This is a genomic window from Rahnella inusitata, from assembly GCF_003263515.1.
Classification (GTDB): domain Bacteria; phylum Pseudomonadota; class Gammaproteobacteria; order Enterobacterales; family Enterobacteriaceae; genus Rahnella; species Rahnella inusitata.
In genome coordinates this window covers 174,771-193,744 of record NZ_JYDE01000007.1, presented here as the reverse complement: position 1 = coordinate 193,744, position 18,974 = coordinate 174,771, and the positions used below count along the sequence as shown (strand labels likewise).

Genomic DNA, 18,974 nt, shown 5'->3' with positions numbered 1-18,974 from the left:
TTCCTTATAATGAATTAATACTGCGACATTTTCGATAGCGCATCAGTCAGTGCATACAGCGCCAAAAATACCCAGATAACGCAACCACCGAGAATAAGGGTTGATAATGACTTTAATAGCCCAGCAATTTTTTTGATATATTCCTGAATCTTCGTTCTTGAGCGTTCAGAAACAGCAGATAAAACCTCATTAAAAGACGGTAAACTGGAATACAAGGTAATATTCAATAGTTCCTCAGCGCCAAAAAGTCCGGTATTAAGGGCTTCGGCATAATTTGCGCCTGATGTCATTTTATTCAACATTTTATTTACGTGACTTTTCTGCCAACGACTAGAGTTTAGAGCGATAATACTTAAACTGTCATTAATAGGAATGTTATTTTTTAACATCCTGGCCAGGTTATTCAAAAATACTGACGCCGCTATTTCTTTAAATGTTGAGAATAGCAATACTTTATCAAAATATTTATCACGTACAGGACCGGTCAAATTACCCATCAGGAAACGCAAGAAGAAGAACACAGCCACCCCCCCCAGTAATATCATAAACCACAGACCGTGGAATAATGCATTACCAAAACTAAACAGCAGTTGCGTAATTTTCGGCCAGTGAACTACAGGAACAACCTTTTCAAAAGCAGGAAATACTTTTAATGCATAACCCGTGATCACAATAAGTGCCATACATGTCATGATAATAGGAAATATGACAGCAGAGACGAGTTGCTTGCGTAGTACTTCATTATATTTAATCATACTCACTAAAGTCAGGAAGCCATCAGCCAGGCCCCCGCTTCGTTCAGAAGCATGAATAACACTCAGTTCATCTTGTGGGACTAAATCCTGAAATACTGAGGAAATAGAAATACCCGCCTTCATTTTACCGATTAATGACTGCAGTTTTTTAACGAAACTTTTACCAAGAAGCGTTTTACCGTCGCTTTCCAGTTTCAGCAAAGACTCATAGAGTGGCAATTCAGCATTAATCATATCAGCACAAAACTGATACAAATAAAGACGATTGGCTTTACTAAATTTTCTCAAGGATCACCTCCAGTGCTTCATTTTCCAAAACACCGAATTCCATATCAAACCATGATGAGCATACTTGCCCTGCTAAAACTTTAGCCATGACCTTCTCCTTTATTTCAAATCCTTCAGAGAGAGACGGCATCAACTTTCTCTTAGCACGCCAAATAGTATATACACGCAACCATTCTTGCTTTGAAATAGCCTCAAGTTCTTCATACCCTGGGCGCATATATTCCAATACCAACTGACGGCCAGCAATACCCGTATCCTTACAATTTGAGCATCCCAAATTGTGGCGGGTAAATACTGAGAAACTTTTTCCTAATATGGTTATCTCTTTACTGATTTTGCATTTATTACAAAGCACGGGAATCAATTTCTGACACTGCAATCCTGCAACAAATCCTGGTGTTGATAATTTATCACTGGTAATACCCAAAGCAGATAAACGCTGCAAAAGTGAGACAATGTTACCGGCGTGAACAGTTGTAAAGCAGTAGTGACCACTCTCTACAGCGCCAGCCAAAGCATTGGCAGAAATATTGTCGCGTATTTCCCCCACCATCAGCACATCAGGGTCACGGCGCAGTGCTGATTTAATAGCTAAATGGAAACCACCTCCTTCAGCATTCAACACCGAACTTTGCTTCGCACCATATATTTGATACTCCACGGGATCCTCAACCGTCAGGAAACAACCCTTGTCGTCATAACGGTTGATTTGCAACCACTCCATTAAGTTTTTTAGCGTTGTTGACTTACCGGAACCCGTGGTACCTGCAATAATATAAGCCCCATAAGGGTTACTTAATATTTTTTTCAGATCGGATAATTCATCATCTGAAACACCTAATTTATCCAGACTGGCGATAGCCGCTTTCTGTATTCCTGAACGAATAACACGCAATACTGCGTGATAACAACCCGCCGTCTCACCAAAAATTGGGAAATGTGCATAACGGAAGCGATAGTTGTTATTACCTAACGTATATAATATGTTAGCACTCTGGGGGATAGCACGATTCCAGGTGGTATCTTTAGTACTAGCTTCAACGTTATATAATACAAATACAAGTTCATCACACTTATCTGCCTTCATTTGCATAAAGGTACTCAATACACCATTAACACGTAACTCTATTTGAGCAATATTATCATTACGGGTAATATGCAGGTCACTGGCACCCATATTAACAGCACTAAGTAAAATGCTTTCCAATGCATTTTGAATATCACTGTTATCAGCGAGATTTAACTTCCTCTTATTAACAGACGCTTGCTCAAGCACGCGGTAATAATCAGCTTCTGATATGATAGCAATCCCACAGATATCACAACTGTAGAATGAATTCAGCCTAGAAATATCACTATCGAGTGTTAGAAGATTGTCGGATAATGATTTAACAGTCAGTAAATATTCTCTATCATCAAAAGACCCGGTAATCAAATCTTCTTCATACTCAACAAAACGCCACTCCCCCGCCATAACGGAGTCGCTTGTCAGATAAAGAAAATCCAGAATCACGGGGTGACTTCCTTAATCGTAGGCATATTATGACCAGCATTGAAAACTATAAAGTTATGCCCATCCATTGAGAATTTTTCATTTATTTTAACTAATTTCACTACATTATTAGAGGATATTGCCACTCGAGACACTCCACCAATATCAGAAACAAGTAAAACTTTAGGCAAAGGCATTTCTTCAATCATTTTACCTTCGTCAGGGGTACCTTCATTAGCATCAGTATTGTTGGCTGAAGTCTCAACGACCGGAGCTACCTCAGTGATCCCTTTCGCTTTTTGGATTTCACTGCGGATCTTTTCAAGCTCCAATTCATTAGATAATGCACGCTTTTGATTTTCAAACGTAAAATCATCCTGCATCATCTCAATCATATGATCTTGCACTGGTGCAGGAAGAGCATCGGATTGGGTATTATTCTTTGCAGCCGTACTGTCTGAGGGCTTCGTATCTGCTGCATACACTTCAGATGAGGTAATGCCTAAAACCAGTAATGTCCATAAAACTATTTTCCACTTTTGCATACAAAACCTCCTGAAATATTCAATGCTTTAGATTTAAGCTCAATACCTTTAACAATAAAGCTGTTTTTTAATGCCTGACGTTGAAAAATGCTCATGACATGTATAACGTCATTTTTAGCCTTCATAGACCAGGTACCAAAAAGCAACCCATAATATTTATTATTGCCTTTTATTTTCTCCTCAACATCAAGTACTGATGATGCAGGAGCTTTAGCAATAACCAACTGATCGGACTTATCATTAATTGAGTTAAAAGCGTAAATATAACTTAACAATTCCCCACAATCAGCTATAGATACATCTTTGCCTCTTTTATAGCTGTCTAATATACTATTACTCTCTAACTTAGCCGGGATTCCTGAAAAATTAATCCCTTTATTAGAAAAACTGGCCGAGTAATCTTTGCCCCAGAAATTTTTCTTCTGCACATTGAAAACGTGTGATTTCAATATCTCATAATTAAAGTTACAACTATTATTTTTGCACGTTATGACTTTTTCATCATATCCGGTCATAGCTAAGAGCGTACGGCTTTTGTAAATCTCATTGAGCAGCAAATTAAAACGTTCGATACTTCCGCCTTTTAATTGCTCTTCATAAAAGCTATTTACTGTCTTAACATTCTGTTGTAATTCATTTTTTTTCCTTAGGACTTCTTCCTCATGTTTTTTATGAGGTACATAAACCATGTAATACCATCCGGAAACTGACGCAAGAACAATCGCAACTATAATAGTCAGTATTATCCATTGTCTTTTATTGGGAGTGAGACCACCCTTCCAAAAATACAATCCCTTGTTCATAAATCACCTAAGATAGCATCATGTTAAGCAGCACCGCCATCAGTGCCAGCAAGAATACCCCGACAGCGGCGACACCTATTATAAATAACTTTTGTTTACGCTTAATAATAACTTGTCGCTGTTCGCATAAAGATGAAATATGCTCTATCCAGGGACGTTGCAACTCCCTAACACTCAAATGAGAAAGAGCTCCTTCAGAAAAGTCATGCATCAAAGCATCAAAGAACTCTTTTTTAACTATTCTATCACTGCCACTCACGATTCTATCTTCGTTGACGACAAGAAAATATACATCATCAACTTCTTTGGAAGCAGTAAAGTAATATATACCATCACCAAATTCACTCCTGACATGGATCGCAAAAGGTTCTAATTCAGCCAATTTCTTCTCAGAATATCCTTTAAGCAATCCACCATCAGAAGTGGTGTAGACAAGTTGACTGTGAGTACGACGCACCTTGTTTAGCCACAGTTGATAATTCCTGCTATTTCCTTCTGTATTTTCCGGCTCCCAAATCAAGCCTGTAATGACATTATGCTCATAAAGATAATTAATCATAAGAATCACCTAGCTGAAGTAGGAGCCCGGTAATAATCAATGCCAACCACAGTAACTACCGTCACATTTGATTCACTATTCGTTGCATCGGCACCGAGCATTAAATAACTATGACCATCAGATGACTCTTGTGCCTCATACTTACCAACCATTAACATAGTACCCGCAGATACCATTGTTGTATTATACATTTCAGTCGTGGTTGTTTTAGGCAATTGCACCGAATCAAAAGTTTGTATTTCATTTAAATAGCGCTTGGTAAAACCACTCGTTACCTCAATACGGCCATCGGTTTGTACACGTGGCGTAATGATAAAACTGGTACCCGTCACTAACTCGGAAGTTTCAACTGAAGTGTCTTCGGTTGAAGTCAGATCATTAGTTGTTTTAGTACGCCCTGAGACATAGTGTTGCGTCTGAGTCATATTTAATGGTATAGGCGTTCCATTCCGAGTGACAAAAGATCCACTTTGAATAACTTTGTTACCTGTAAGTTCGTATAATGCATTCATCTGAGCACTTACATTCAAGGTATGGCCAGAGCCCGCATAGAAATTGCGGCCAAACGACATTCCACCCTCCATATTGCTCAATATTTTATTGCTATCAACGTTGAATGTTGTGCCACCATTTTTGTACTGCATTGTCGCACCAGCACCAAGTTCTTTCATTTTCGATTTGTCGAGTGTATAAATTTTGTAGGTAACGACAAATTGTTTATTATTATCAACTTGATATTTCTTTAACACATCATTGAGTGCATTATATTCTGAAGGACGCCCAGAGAATGTTAAAATGGAAGCATCTTTGAAGATTGTATATACACCACTTGAAATGTATTTTTGCGCCATATCATCGACATCATCCCAGTAGGATGAGTCAAACTTAGTTTCTGACTTACCTTTCAATCCACCGCTGGATGTAGATGCATTACCCGCAATATCTAAACTAGACTCTGATTTGGTGTCTTCACCATAGAAGTCCATCTTAATAATGTATGAACTGTACAGGTCGAGTTTTAAGACATTGTTATCATCAAGCGTCGCACTAATGTCATAAAGCGCAGAAATATAGCGCATAAACTCTTCAAAATTACCATTGAAGTTGACGCTGCGCGTATCTTTACTTGGGTCATTGGTGGCATCAACTTTCGCTGTTCCGGTTCCTGGCGCCGCGTAATTAAGTCTGAAACTGATCCCCGTCTGTTCAGAGACTGCGTTCATCAGCATATTCAAATCCATTTGCTCATAGGATTGAATATTCACTTTTTTCGCCAATAACTCCTGAGTTTTGGCGTTATAGTCTACTTTTTTACCCAGGAACGCAGTATCAAATTTCTGGTATGGTCGCGTTTTTACATCATCCGTGGTCGTGACCTTACCATCTTTAGAATCAGTTAACGTATCTGGATTATATTTTTGGTCAATCGTCGTGCAGCCCTGCAAGATGAAGAGCAGTGAGTAGACTCCAATTTTAGTTTTCATAAGTATTCCATAAAAATCGCATATTATTGTTCATCAACCAGTAGCACTTTATTCTTTTGGTAAAGTTTTATAACTAAACCATAATTCTCGGAAGAGAATAATTTACCTAAATCACCGAGAACATCATCTGTAGTTGCTCCCGTATAGGTAATAGTGCTATAAATCATGTAGTCTTTATTACTATTCCAAAGCATTTTATACCCAGAGTCTTTTGCCCATTGGTTTAACGCCTGGCTTAATAAAACATTCTCATGTAACACAAGAGCTCGAGTGGGGTATGTAGGTGCCACCATCGCATATTTTTGTGTATTCAGTGCAGATGAAGCTACAGGCCGTACTGGCGTTTTTAACTCTGTAACTTTTTTCGGTGAAGCACTTGGTACAGTTGGTTTAGGCGATGCAACGATATTATTCACACTCGACTCAAAATCAGGTTCTGTCAGTACGGAAGGATATTCCGAACGATCGCTCGTGCTACGGCTTTCGCTAAAGGGGTCGCGACTCTGCGCTTCGGTGAAACCGCCTTCAGTTGCTAGAGTTGGCACTGATAGAAATAGCAGACAGTAACCTATCGCTTTTTGTATTATTTTTGCGTCCCTTTTGCTCATAAATATTCCTAGTTTTTAAATTCCTGTTTAAAACTGAGTTATTTCAGTTGTTACTAACTTGATTTATGGTCACTGCTTTATCGTACTGCACCAAGAAGTCAGAACAACCGACACTGATTTGGAGTTAATAAGATTAATACCATCACCTGAGGTATTATCGTAAATAGCGGACGTAGCACTGACAGTCCAGCTAGTCGCATCACCATTTAAGTTAACCTGGAGTGCAACACCGGCCAGACGGCCAACAACACCCAATTCCGTTCTATTTTTTGCCTGATTGGAAAAATCACTTTCACTTTTACCACCATCACTATCTGTACCGGCATCAGCAGCAACCGAAGAGATAGCAGCAACCAGTCGTGGATACATTTCTCTACCACCAGGCGCAACCGGGCATTTTTGTACATTGACCTTCATTGTTCCACTTTCACTGTCGACATTTCCGGTATAGTCAGTATCTTTTTTAGCAGAATCATAATCATTACCAAATGCACGATATTCAATGACAGGTACAGTCAGTAATTCTGGAGAACCGTCACTGTCTACATTTCCTGTATTTTCCACAATAATGTTGGCCATTAATGTGCCGGTAACCGTCTTATTATCTTTCTCAGTGGTCAGATGCATGGTTTGATCATCACCATTTACGCCTGTACTATCCCCTTCAGAAACAGCCAAGCAGGGCAGACTTTTACCTTCATTTGAATCCCAACATAAACCCGGTTTATTCGTTGTGCTCCCTGTGCCACTGTAAATCTGCAGGCGATCCGCATTGTTCGCTTCTATGCATGGTCCTGTCATACGGGTATTCATATTCCAACACATCTTGTCCACACCCGTAGAACCATCAGATTTTGCGTATTTTCCAATCCCGGTTTCAAAACTAAATCGAATCGCATAGTCATAGTTTTGCGAATTAGTCAGATCGCTGGTGTGGCTAGCCACAGTTCCAAAATCAATAGCAGCGTCAGTTCCCGATTTATTTGTCAGGATAATTTTCCAATCTTTATCCGTCGCCCCTTTGGTGCGACGCAATAATGCGGCTTGCTTATAACTTATTTTATAGTTTGTCAAAGCCTGATCAAAAGCGGGTTTGTAATTCTCAAAAAATAAGTACTCAGATTTCGCATCTGGTACAAATCTTACAATAAAATCTACACGCTCAATCGCAAGACTTTCAGTCGCACTGCCCACTAAATCGACACGATCAAACTTCATATTGCCATTGACAGCAATTTGAGGTAACTCACAACGGATGTAATCTTGCTCAAATGTTCGATCAACTTGTCCTTGAGTTGGATCCGCGCTGCTACCATCACAGCCCTTACGGGTAAAATACTTACGTTTTGAGTCAGTTCCTTTCCAGGATAAATAGTCAGTCGTTGATAAAGAATCCAGTAATCCTGTATTGCTCACACGTTTATAATAAACATCTTTGTATGAATCAATATTGCTTTTATCTTTGGTATAGAGTGGGTTAGTTAATGGCTTAGCGGAATTATCCATCGCAACTTCATCTTCATTAACAAACTTTAAGAAACCATACATTTCCTGAACTATTGCATTTGCTGTTATCTGTCGTCCGGCTTCGTCAATTTGTTTCTTTTTATAATTGGCTAACATCACTAACATCATGCCGATCAATGCCAAAACGATTATTACTTCCAGAAGTGAAAAACCAGAATTTCCCTTTCGCACCTGATATCTACCTTTAGACAAAGTTTGAGCCCCCTCCCGTATGGGAGGGGGATATAACACTTACTTGCTGCCTAAAATAATGGCATTATCAGAGTTTTCACTACAAGCTTGAGCAGCGGAGCTCGCTGTAATTGCTACAGCACCTTCACTTGCCAGGCTTCTCATAACACCAACTGGGCCACCACCCGCAGCAGTAATTACAACTGCGCCATCTAAAGTGTCTGGGGCAGTTGGATCAGCACCTGCTGCAGCAGTTGCAACTTCTACATAATCCCATTGGTTGCCCAGCTGAGTCAGCAGGCTACGACATTCACCAGCGTCAAGGCCGTTAACATCAAGAATGAAGCCTTTTGTTGAATTCTCTGCTGCATCTCCAGTTACCTTCACGCCTTTCATTGTGAAGAAATCGCCTGAAATACCATTTTTGATTTCACTTACACTAACTTGACCCAACTGAACCAATGTAGCAGCCATTGGCGCCGTATCACCTTTCGATTCATTCATATTTGCAGGGGTCAGGTTCAATGCAGTTGCTGCTTCACTTGGATAGATACCAGTGTCGTGATAAGCATTACCAGCGGCAACACGCACGGAGTTGGTGTTATCTACCAGGTCGGTGATATCCTGACTTGAGAATGCACGCTGAGCCAAGATAACCACTGCAGCTGCCATGGTACCGATGATGCCCAATACAATGATAACTTCCAGCAAGCTCATACCACGTTGTTTTTTCATGGCAAGAGTCTTATTTGCCTTGGATTTCATTTTGTTAACAAATTTGTTCATTATATTTTCCATAATTTAAAAGATTTAATAGAGATTATTGCCCGTTGCATTTCCAATTAAATATCAGTAAGCAATTCCTAAAGGAATCCACCCAGCATTTACCCTACCTGCTAATAATCATTAGGAGAGAGATTAAATGCTTACCTGTCTTATTTAATGAATAAGCTCTAGGCGTCCAGACTAACAACACTAACAACTTTCGTACAAAATAATACTTCACCTACCCTGCAACCTGAATCGCGTGGGAAAATGACAATATATTTATAGATGAATCCAACTCAACTACAAGAGAGTTACACACAAGCATTACAATAAAACAGGATGATAAAAAACGAATAAACCACCACAATTTATTTTATTGAAATTACTTCTTTTCACATAACACTCTATTTTATAGAGCGTTTAATTCAACTGACCGTTTCTTCATATTCTTAAATGCAGAGCTTTTCACTCTTGCGCAAATAAGTTGAAGCTTGGTGTCAATTTCAAGTCCAAGTACTTCTTTTGCATCTTTATTAACTTTATCCCCTTGCGCTTTAAAGGTGGCATAGGATTTGTTAATTTCAGCAAATTGTTTTGCATATAATGCATAAGCATTTGGATCAAGCTTACCTAAAGCTACAAATTCTTTATTACATGCTTCACGTCCTGGCTGAGCCTGTTCCTGTACGGGCAGCATTTTATTGCTGCAACCTACAGAGGCGAAAACCATTAGACACAATGCCAATAATGAGTATCTCTTATTCATACTAACCCCATCCGTGACGGCTCCCTGACATTTGTCAGATTAGAAATCTTTTCAATTCATAAATAGGCTATCCGATTTATTGGCCGCATTATAGATAGCTATTTTTAATATAGCAACACTATTTTAAATTCATAACTTTGACTTATTTACAAGTAAAATACATACAAAAAAACTATTAAAAATTCATTCTCTTCATTCAATATTAAATTATATTTTAAATAAAAATAAACTATAGAAATCAGAAAGTTAAACATAATAATACAATTGCCTTAAAGATTTACCCAAAGCATGAAAAGTTATTTTCACATGCTAATTAAAAGTCCAACTTATTCTTTAAAAAGGATATTACCTTGCATGTCATTTTGTTGGTTATATTTATAGCTCTCATTCTCATTATCTATCAGTAAGGTACAAGTTACAGATTTACTCTGTCTTTTAGTGTCCTTTAGAATTCATGAAGTCACTTCTCCTCCACAACACAAGTTCTTGAAGGGATCATGTCTGCTTTTTTTTATTCGAGGGGAACGAGGAGAAGAGCAAGGAAGGTGTCGGAGAAATTACTAAAAATACGGAGGTAAAGAGAGGATTACATCAGTAAACCGAAAGCAGTATTTTGCTACTTTCGGCTAATAACCAATTAATTATCAGGCACTTTTTGCCAATGCAACGGATTGCAGCTGTTGATCGCCGGCATACAGGCGACCATTAAGACCGCCGACATAAAAGCGATCGCCGCGCTGTGGCGCGCTGACACCGTGAGTTTGTGAAAGCACCACTGCCAGCGGTTCGTCATGCCAACCTTCGGCCTGGACTATTAGTTGCCAAAAATGCCCTCGCGGGCTGACTTCCAGCACTTTAACCGGCAGCGGGCAGCGCGGATTACTTTGCGGGGTGATTTCCATTTCCCACGGACGCAGGAAAAGATCGACCGGCCCCTGATGCAAAGGCGGGTTTTCCAGCGGCCAGTGATGTGCGCCTACGTATAGCTGCGAGCCACGGATGTCACCGCTGATTTTATTCACTTCGCCCATAAATTCGAGTACAAAACGGGTCGCCGGTTCGCGCCAGATTTCTTCCGGAGCCCCGACCTGTTCGATATTGCCCTGACTCATCACCACCACGCGGTCAGCAACTTCCATTGCTTCTTCCTGATCGTGCGTTACGAACACGCTGGTGAATTTCAGTTCTTCATGCAGTTGACGCAGCCAGCGTCGCAGTTCTTTACGTACCTGTGCATCCAGCGCGCCGAAAGGTTCATCGAGCAGCAAGATTTGCGGTTCAACGGCCAGCGCACGCGCCAGCGCGACACGCTGTTTCTGGCCACCGGAAAGCTGGGCAGGATAGCGATTGGCCAGATGCGCCAGTTGCACCATCTCCAGCAGTTTGGTGACTTTTTGCCTGATAGCCTCGGCGTTTGGACGCTCGCGACGCGGCAGCACCGTAAGACCAAAGGCGATATTATCGAATACCGTCATGTGGCGGAACAGCGCGTAATGCTGAAACACAAAACCGACCTGACGGTCGCGGGCGTGCAGACGTGTCACGTCTTTACCGTGGAAGCTCAGGGACCCGGCGCTCTGATTTTCCAGCCCGGCGATAATGCGCAGCAGCGTGGTTTTCCCTGAACCGGAGGGCCCGAGCAGCGCAACCATTTCTCCGGAAGCAATATCGAGCGAGATATCATTAAGCACTTTCGTGCGGCCAAAATATTTGTTGATACCGTTAATTTCAATGCTCATGAATTTCCTCCCGCTCAAGACGGTCGTTGTGGCGCTTCAGACGCCATTGCAGTCCGCTTTTCAGAAACAGTGTGACGATGGCCATCAGGGTTAGCAGCGCGGCGGCAGTAAACGCGCCGGCAGTGTTGTAGTCCTGATGCAGTAATTCAACTTGTAATGGCAGCGTATAGGTTTCGCCGCGAATCGACCCGGACACCACCGAGACAGCGCCGAATTCTCCGATAGCGCGGGCGTTAGTCAGCACCACGCCGTACAGCAGTGCCCAGCGAATATTCGGTAATGTCACACGGCGGAACATTTGCCAGCCTGACGCACCGAGTAATACCGCTGCTTCATCTTCATGGCTGCCCTGGCTTAACATCACCGGCACCAGCTCACGGATAACAAAGGGACAGGTGACGAAAACGGTCACCATAACCATACCCGGCCAGGCGAACATGAACTGAATATTATGCGCGTCCAGCCAGCCGCCCAGCGGCCCGTTGGTGCCGTAGAACAGTAGATACAGTAAACCGGCAACCACAGGCGACACGGCAAACGGAATGTCGATAAGCGTCAGCAGCAGCTGGCGGCCAGGGAAGTTAAAGCGCGCCACCAGCCAGGCCAGCAACGTGCCGAAAATCAGATTGACCGGCACGGTAATAAGCGCCATCAGCACGGTCAGCCAGATGGAGTGCAACATGTCGGAATCCGACAGGTTCTTCCACACCGCGGCAATTCCGTCAGAAAACGCCAGCACAAAGATGCTGATCATCGGGATCACCAACAGCAGAATACAAATCAGCACGCCGGTGCCGATCAGCGCCCATTTCACCCAGTCAATACGCTGGCGGGATGCGCCTGCAAAAGCCGGAACATCAGACATTATTGGCCTCCCAGACGACGGCCATAGCGGCTCTGTAACGTATTAATTGCGAACAGTAAGATGAGAGACGCCGCCAGAATAACCGAGGCAATGGCGCTGGCCGCCGGATAATCAAATTCCTGCAGGCGGATGAAAATCATCAGCGACGTTACTTCAGTTTTCCATGCGATATTGCCGGCGATGAAAATCACTGCGCCGAATTCCCCGAGGCTGCGGGTAAACGACAGCGCCGTGCCCGCCATCAGCGAAGGCATCACTTCCGGCAACACTACCCGACGGAAACTCTGCCAGCGCGATGCCCCTAACGTTTCAGCAGCTTCTTCATATTCAGGGCCTAACTCTTCCAGCACCGGCTGAACAGTACGCACCACAAACGGGATGCTGGTAAACGCCATTGCCACCGCGATACCGAGCCAGGTGTAAGAGACTTTGATATCAAAATGTGCCAGCCACTGGCCGTAAAAACCGGTGGTTGAGAACAGTCCCGCCAGCGTCAGCCCCGCTACGGCAGTCGGTAACGCAAACGGCAAATCCATCAGGCCATCGATCAGACTTTTTCCGGGGAACTCATAACGGGTGAGGATCCACGCCATCAGCATGCCAAACACGCAGTTGAAAAGGCTGGCCACGCCCGCCGCCAGAAGCGTCACTTTGTACGCGGCGACAACCTGACCGTTGGTTATCACGTCCCAATATTGCGACAGCGTCATTTGTGACAGCTGCATCACCAGTGCACTCAGCGGTAAGAGCAGCACCAGACACACGAACAGCAGGCTGCTGCCGAGGCTCAGGGTGAATCCGGGTAATACGCGTTTGCTCGACAACAACATTACTTGTGACCTTGCTCTAACAGTTTATCCAGCTCACCGCCGGTACTAAAATGGGTGTCCATGACCTGCTTCCAGCTGCCAAACTGGTCTTCGACTTTGAAGAGTTGGGTGTCCGGGAACTGCCCTTTCGCCGCGGCCATTGCCGTTTTGTCATATACGCGGTAGTTAAAACTGGTGATAATTTTCTGCGCCTGCGGGCTCCACAGGTAATTCAGATAATCTTTGGCCGCTTTCTCGGTGCCATTTTTCTCGACGTTTTTATCGACCCACGCCACCGGGAACTCAGCAAGAATATCCACAGGTGGAACAATCACTTCGTATTTGTCGTCGCCGTACTGTTTGCGAATGTTGTTCACTTCGGATTCGAAGCTTATCAACACATCGCCCAGACCGCGTTCCACAAACGTGGTGGTCGCGCCACGGCCGCCGGTATCAAAAACCTGCACGTTTTTCAGGAAGCTCGCCATTTTGGCGCGAGTCTTCACGGTATCTTTCTTATCTTCAAGATTGAAAGCGCCCCAGGCGGCCAGATAGGTATAACGGCCATTGCCGGAGGTTTTTGGATTTGGGAACACCAGCTTCACATCAGCACGGGTTAAATCATCCCAGCTGTGAATGTTCTTCGGATTGTCCTTACGCACCAGGAACGCCATGGTGGAATAGAACGGCGAGCTGTTGTTTGGGAGACGGCTTTGCCAGTCGGCGGGGATTAAATCACCACGGTCGTGAAGGATCTGCACATCCGTCACCTGATTGTAAGTGACCACGTCGGCCTTCAGGCCCTGCAAAATCGCCAGCGCCTGTTTTGACGAACCGGCGTGCGATTGTTTGATCTCGAGTTTGTCGCCGTTATTTTGCTCAGCCCACTGTTTTTGAAACGGCGGATTCAGCGCCGCGAACAGCTCGCGGGAAACATCATAAGAGCTGTTCAGCAATTCGGTGGCGGATGCCGCACCGCTTGCCAGCAACATCGCCATCACGGAACCTTTCAGCACGTTGCCTGTAAACCACGCTTTACCCAACCCCGTTTCTGCAAACCCGATAGTTTTCATGCTTAGCCTTAGGTGAGTGAACCGATATGCGACGCTGATAAATGCCGCTCAATATCACACAGTGTATTTATAACTGAGGTTCAGGCTGTAACGGTTTTATATACCATTTAGTGATTTTCAAGCATGAAAAGCTATAAGGCATTAACAATCGAGGGGAGAAACAAGGCGGGTGTTAAGGAGGATGGGAAAACAGCGCGCCCGAAACGGACGCGCAGGGAGAATTTACAGCGCTAACAGACGGGTCAGGGAAGGCGCGAAATAATAGCTGCCGGTCACCGGGCGGGTGAAGCGCAACATGGCGTCGCGTTTACCGTCCAGGTCACCAAACATGCTCAGCAGTTGTTTCTCAATGTTCCACAAACGCGCGCAATAACTGATGAAGTACAAACCGTGCTCGCCGCTGACGGTGCCGTACGGCAGACTCTGACGCAGGATCTTCAGGCCTTTGCCTTCTTCTTTCAGATCCACGCGGCTGACGTGAGAGGTATCCGGACGGGTTTCTGAATCCAGTTCTTCGTCGGTCAGCTTGGTGCGGCCAATCACCTCTTCCTGCTGTTGCACGGAGAAGCGCTCCCACTGCACAAGATTGTGTTTCCAGCGCTGTACCATCACGTAGCTGCCACCGGCATCAACGCTGCCTTCAGGAATGATCGCCACCTGCGCACGGGCTTCGGCTTTCGGATTTTCAGTACCATCGACAAAACCACTGAGATCACGTTCTTCGATTCCGCGAAAACCGTGCGTTTCTTCTTCCACTACAATGGATGTCCCAAAGGCTTTTAGCGCCGCCTGCGCCAGCGCAAAGTTCACGTCATGGCGAAGAGACTGAATGTGCAGCAACATATCGCGCTGCGTGGCCGGTGCCAGCCCTTTGCCCAGTGGCACGAAAGATTTCAGCTCGTCCGCGCCCTGATTACCGGAAAGGTCGCGCCAGACGTCGTGACCAAATGCCACCACCGCGCCGAGATGTTGATCAGGAAACTTTTGCTGCAACTCTTCGAGCGCAGCTACAAATGTCCGGCAGCCCTGCCGGAGCGCATCCAGGTCGCCCTGAGCTTTCGCTTCTATGTAAATGGCGAAACGGCAATGTTCGGGCAAGATGCCGCTCTGAACCTGAGTCATGTTTTCATCCTCGTTAATTTGACCGGCGATATCATACCGGATGTCAATAAAAATGCCTTGCGCGAAGGCAAGGCATTGAGGATTTAGTGGGGCCAAAAATTCAGGCTTTATTGCGCAGTTGCCGCCGTAGGATCCGCGCGCCAGATAATTTTGCTGACCTTCCAGTCTTTGAGTGAATCATCTGCAGGCATCAGAGAATCCGGGCCATGCCAGATACCACTGAACACGTAGCTGACGTGCGTGCTTTGCGGCGCTTTACACTCGATGTTTTGGGCATCGTCGCCCTCGCCTTTCACGCACACATCAAACGCTTTGGTGTAGAGATCGCTAAACGGCGTACCGATTTTCACGCCCCATTCGCTTTCGACTTTAGCATCCACCACATCAACACGCTCCACCGAACCCTTCGGCGCGCCGCTGATGGACATTTTCACCTCTTTATCACTCATCGCCTGATAGAAGCTCAGCATCTTGCCGTTGCTCATCGACATGCCGCTTCGCAGGGTGTAATCACCGTCCAGCGCGTCCTTGATGGCCTCTTCTGTCAGCGGCGTGCTGGCGGTTATCTCGCCGACGCCTTTGTCGGACACGGTCAGGCTGCTGCCGAACCAGTTAAGCGGATTGAAAGATGACCAGGACACGCTCGGCATCGACATATGTGACATTGACGAACAGCCGGTGAGGATCAGAGGCAGCGCCAATAACATCGGGCGAACCTGTAAGCGAACAGTCATTCAGTACACTCCTTGACGGCCCGTTCCCGTTGGCCGGTACGGCCTGACAGATAAACCGGCAGCATAAAAATGGGATATTTTTCAGAGATCAGTTTTTCGAAATCAGCGCCAGTTCGAGTGCTTTCTTTGTGTAAAAGTTCAAAAGCTTCATACCAGACGTCGTGCGGCATCAAAACAGGCGCGCAGACGGCGGCTCAACAGCCAGTACGCCAGCGCGGCGGCATCGAGCAGCGCCAGCACGATATCGACACCCGAAATCATATCAGTACTTTGCCACAGCCCGAGCGCCTGCAACGCGAACGTCACGAACATGCCCGCCAGCAATAACCAGTAACCGGCCTGCCAGACACGCGGAAACAAATGACGGCGGCCGCTGAGCAGAAAAATCATCGCGGGCGGCAGGCCGAGCAAAATACCTGACCAGAAACTGCGGGGATCAGGGTAGAACAGCGCCAGCAAATCACTGCCCTGCTGACGCGATGCGCCTGCCATCACAAACAGCAACCAGGTTCGCGCCTGTAAAATCAAAATCGTCCAGAACCACAGCGGCAATCGCAACATACCGTGGTCGTTATAATCATCCGGGTTCATAAATGAGGACAATGTTCCTGCACATTAAGGGAAATTAAACAATAATCAGGGCAGCTTAAGAAACCGTTAAGAAGACTCTGTTTTAATGGTTCTCAACGCAGCAACACATCGAAAAGATGCCATAGTTGCTGACACTCACCAGAAACAGTTAATTAAGGAAGACCTATTATGATGAAGAAGATCACTCTGGCAACCCTCATCGCACTATGTTCAGCGACTGCCTTTGCACAACAGACCGGCGGATTTAATGGTCCTTCGGCGCAGGAAGCTCAAACTCAGGCCGCACCACAGGGCGGATTCACCGGCACGACTGCGCTCAGCACGGTGAAAGATGCGCAAACCATGAAAGACGATCAGTGGGTAATGCTGGAAGGTTTTATCGATCAGCGCATCGACCATGACAAATACATTTTCCGCGACAGTACCGGTACCCTGAATGTTGAGATTGATGGCAAACGCTGGCAGGGACAGAACGTATCGCCAAAAGATAAAATCCGCATCGAAGGTAAAGTCGATAAAGACTGGAACTCTGTGGAAGTGGACGTCAAAAGCGTAAAAGTCATCAAGTAACCACGCCCTGACGTAAAAAGCCCCGACGGTGAAAGCTGTCGGGGCTTTTTAATGAATGCCTGAGGGGATCAATATTCCTGATCTTCGATCAACCGCTTCCCCAGCAATAACGTGTCTGAAATCTCATAGCCGAGCTTTTCGTACATACTGACAACCGCATCGTTTTCAGCGCGCACCATTAAATTGATTTTCGGACAGCCGCGCGCGATGAGTTTCTTTTCCAGACGGTTCACCAGCGCATTGGCAATGCCGCGCCCGCGATAATCCGGATGAACACCGAGATAACCCGCTGATCCACGATGACCGTCGTAGCCGCCCATCAGCGTGCCGACCACTTCCCCACCGACTTCCGCCACCAGGAAAAACTCCGGGCTGTGGTTAATTTTGCGCTCAATATCCAGTTCAGGATCATTCCACGGACGCAGCAGGTCGCAGCGCTCCCATAAGGTCAGTACTTCTTCGAAATCTTCTTGACGGTATACGCGAATTTCCATCACTGTCGCCACGGGTAATAAAGGGATGATCTAATTATCGCGTGATCTGCTTGATACGCAACATCAAAATCGAAAATCGTGTATTTTATAACCGCAATTTATCCGTCACTTTCATCGCCCGGCAGAGAATTAATCATTACTTTGGGAAATATTTGCGCGGCAATATATTCATTCACGACACAAAATTCATAAAAAGTAATAGTTCTCAGATCGAAACTACAAAAAAGATACTCTATAACATAGGGCATTCTGCACTTATTCTGACGGTAATGGACTGATGTTAAACCCTCTGAACAAATTTCTGCATTTCCAGCCTCTGCCTGCTGCCGCCACACGTCGCCAACTCTTGTTGTCCGGTCTGGGTTTAGCCATTGCCGCTTTTGGTTCCCGCTCCGCCACCGCCGCGCAGCAGGAACATATCACCAAATCAGCTCCGGCACCCAAGCCGCCCGGCTCTAAAAAGCTGGTGATGATTGATCCGGGCCACGGCGGGATTGATTCGGGTGCCGTTGGCCACGAAGGCTCAGAAGAGAAACACGTGGTGCTGGAAATCGCCAATTATGTACGCGCCATCCTCGGTGAGCAGAGCCATATTGAAGTCAAACTGACCCGCGATTCCGATCATTTTATTCCGCTGTATCAGCGCGTCGAGCTGGCTCATCAGCATCAGGCCGACCTGTTTGTATCGATTCACGCCGATGGCTACACCAGCCCGAGTGCCTCCGGCGCCTCGGTGTTCGCCCTCTCCAATCGAGGAGCCAGCAGCGCGATGGCGCGATATATGTCGAAAAAAGAAAACGATGCCGATCTGGTCGCCGGGGCGAAATATGCCAAAGAAGACAACAATTACCTGCAACAGGTTTTATTCGATCTGGTGCAAACCGATACCATTAAAAACAGCCTGACGCTCGGCCACCATGTGCTCGACCGCATCCGTCCGATCCACCACCTGCACAGTCAGCAGACCGAACAGGCGGCGTTCGCGGTACTGAAATCCCCGTCGATCCCGTCGATTTTGGTGGAAACCTCGTTCATCACAAACCATCAGGAAGAGCAGTTGCTGAGCACCACGGCGTTCCGTAAAGAGATAGCGCAGGCGATTTCGCAGGGCATTATCAATTTCTTCAGTTACTTCGATGCCAACGAACGCAAACCCCGCTGATCTGCCAACCTGAGCACAAATCACGTTATACTGACCTCCTATTTTTTTG

20 protein-coding genes are annotated in these 18,974 nt (G+C 45.4%); 2 read left to right on the top strand and 18 right to left on the bottom strand.

Annotation, left to right across the window (positions count from 1 at the left end):
• Positions 1–14: 14 nt before the first annotated feature.
• The 17 genes from TU92_RS05155 to TU92_RS05075 all read right to left on the bottom strand — a co-directional run bounded on the left by TU92_RS05155 (position 15) and on the right by TU92_RS05075 (position 16,699).
• Positions 15–1,043, bottom strand: a complete 1,029-nt coding sequence (locus tag TU92_RS05155) for a type II secretion system F family protein (protein ID WP_112164953.1) — start codon at positions 1,041–1,043, stop codon at positions 15–17.
• Positions 1,030–2,517 (bottom strand): ATPase, T2SS/T4P/T4SS family, encoded by a 1,488-nt coding sequence (locus TU92_RS05150; RefSeq protein WP_274611823.1) that lies wholly within the window; start codon positions 2,515–2,517, stop codon positions 1,030–1,032. Before TU92_RS05150 ends, TU92_RS05155 begins: the two co-directional genes overlap by 14 nt.
• A gap of 35 nt (positions 2,518–2,552) precedes the next feature.
• The gene (locus tag TU92_RS05145) at positions 2,553–3,080 is read right to left on the bottom strand and encodes a hypothetical protein (RefSeq protein WP_112164949.1); all 528 of its coding nucleotides are present in this window, start codon (positions 3,078–3,080) and stop codon (positions 2,553–2,555) included.
• Positions 3,062–3,769: a hypothetical protein gene (locus tag TU92_RS05140; protein ID WP_167457451.1), complete on the bottom strand. Its 708-nt coding sequence runs from the start codon at positions 3,767–3,769 to the stop codon at positions 3,062–3,064. Before TU92_RS05140 ends, TU92_RS05145 begins: the two co-directional genes overlap by 19 nt.
• Before the next feature lie 121 nt (positions 3,770–3,890).
• Positions 3,891–4,442, bottom strand: a complete 552-nt coding sequence (locus TU92_RS05135; RefSeq protein ID WP_112164945.1) for a hypothetical protein — start codon at positions 4,440–4,442, stop codon at positions 3,891–3,893.
• A gap of 5 nt (positions 4,443–4,447) precedes the next feature.
• Positions 4,448–5,926: a type II and III secretion system protein gene (locus tag TU92_RS05130; protein ID WP_112164944.1), complete on the bottom strand. Its 1,479-nt coding sequence runs from the start codon at positions 5,924–5,926 to the stop codon at positions 4,448–4,450.
• A gap of 23 nt (positions 5,927–5,949) precedes the next feature.
• Positions 5,950–6,534, bottom strand: a complete 585-nt coding sequence (locus TU92_RS22420; protein WP_244207698.1) for a TcpQ domain-containing protein — start codon at positions 6,532–6,534, stop codon at positions 5,950–5,952.
• A 69-nt stretch (positions 6,535–6,603) separates the two neighbouring features.
• On the bottom strand, positions 6,604–8,253 hold the full coding sequence (locus TU92_RS05120; RefSeq protein ID WP_167457450.1) for a type II secretion system protein: 1,650 nt from the start codon (positions 8,251–8,253) through the stop codon (positions 6,604–6,606).
• 39 nt (positions 8,254–8,292) lie between these two features.
• A complete protein-coding gene (locus TU92_RS05115) occupies positions 8,293–9,018 on the bottom strand; it encodes a type IV pilus major pilin (protein ID WP_167457449.1) in 726 nt (241 codons plus the stop codon).
• A 391-nt stretch (positions 9,019–9,409) separates the two neighbouring features.
• A complete protein-coding gene (locus tag TU92_RS05110) occupies positions 9,410–9,766 on the bottom strand; it encodes a hypothetical protein (protein ID WP_120078184.1) in 357 nt (118 codons plus the stop codon).
• Between the two features lie 644 nt (positions 9,767–10,410).
• Positions 10,411–11,505: a sulfate/thiosulfate ABC transporter ATP-binding protein CysA gene (gene cysA, locus TU92_RS05105; RefSeq protein WP_112164936.1), complete on the bottom strand. Its 1,095-nt coding sequence runs from the start codon at positions 11,503–11,505 to the stop codon at positions 10,411–10,413.
• The gene (gene cysW, locus TU92_RS05100; protein ID WP_112164933.1) at positions 11,495–12,370 is read right to left on the bottom strand and encodes a sulfate/thiosulfate ABC transporter permease CysW; all 876 of its coding nucleotides are present in this window, start codon (positions 12,368–12,370) and stop codon (positions 11,495–11,497) included. The genes cysA and cysW overlap by 11 nt, the downstream gene beginning before the upstream one ends.
• A complete protein-coding gene (cysT, locus tag TU92_RS05095; RefSeq protein ID WP_112164931.1) occupies positions 12,370–13,200 on the bottom strand; it encodes a sulfate/thiosulfate ABC transporter permease CysT in 831 nt (276 codons plus the stop codon). The genes cysW and cysT overlap by 1 nt, the downstream gene beginning before the upstream one ends.
• Positions 13,200–14,177: a sulfate ABC transporter substrate-binding protein gene (locus tag TU92_RS05090; protein WP_244207721.1), complete on the bottom strand. Its 978-nt coding sequence runs from the start codon at positions 14,175–14,177 to the stop codon at positions 13,200–13,202. Before TU92_RS05090 ends, cysT begins: the two co-directional genes overlap by 1 nt.
• A 297-nt stretch (positions 14,178–14,474) precedes the next feature.
• On the bottom strand, positions 14,475–15,374 hold the full coding sequence (locus TU92_RS05085; RefSeq protein WP_112164928.1) for a Dyp-type peroxidase: 900 nt from the start codon (positions 15,372–15,374) through the stop codon (positions 14,475–14,477).
• 107 nt (positions 15,375–15,481) lie between these two features.
• Complete coding sequence (locus TU92_RS05080; protein WP_112164926.1) at positions 15,482–16,108, bottom strand: RpoE-regulated lipoprotein; 627 nt, start codon at positions 16,106–16,108, stop codon at positions 15,482–15,484.
• Between the two features lie 147 nt (positions 16,109–16,255).
• Complete coding sequence (locus TU92_RS05075) at positions 16,256–16,699, bottom strand: DUF2919 domain-containing protein (RefSeq protein ID WP_112164924.1); 444 nt, start codon at positions 16,697–16,699, stop codon at positions 16,256–16,258.
• A 171-nt stretch (positions 16,700–16,870) separates the two neighbouring features.
• Between TU92_RS05075 and TU92_RS05070 the strand changes: the two genes are divergently transcribed.
• A complete protein-coding gene (locus TU92_RS05070; RefSeq protein WP_208640418.1) occupies positions 16,871–17,269 on the top strand; it encodes a YgiW/YdeI family stress tolerance OB fold protein in 399 nt (132 codons plus the stop codon).
• Positions 17,270–17,337: 68 nt separating this feature from the next.
• Here TU92_RS05070 and TU92_RS05065 read toward each other — a convergent pair whose 3' ends face one another.
• Positions 17,338–17,763 (bottom strand): GNAT family acetyltransferase, encoded by a 426-nt coding sequence (locus TU92_RS05065; protein WP_112164920.1) that lies wholly within the window; start codon positions 17,761–17,763, stop codon positions 17,338–17,340.
• A 277-nt stretch (positions 17,764–18,040) separates the two neighbouring features.
• Here TU92_RS05065 and amiA point away from each other — a divergent pair, with 277 nt between their 5' ends.
• Positions 18,041–18,925, top strand: a complete 885-nt coding sequence (amiA, locus tag TU92_RS05055; RefSeq protein WP_112164916.1) for an N-acetylmuramoyl-L-alanine amidase AmiA — start codon at positions 18,041–18,043, stop codon at positions 18,923–18,925.
• Positions 18,926–18,974: the final 49 nt, after the last annotated feature.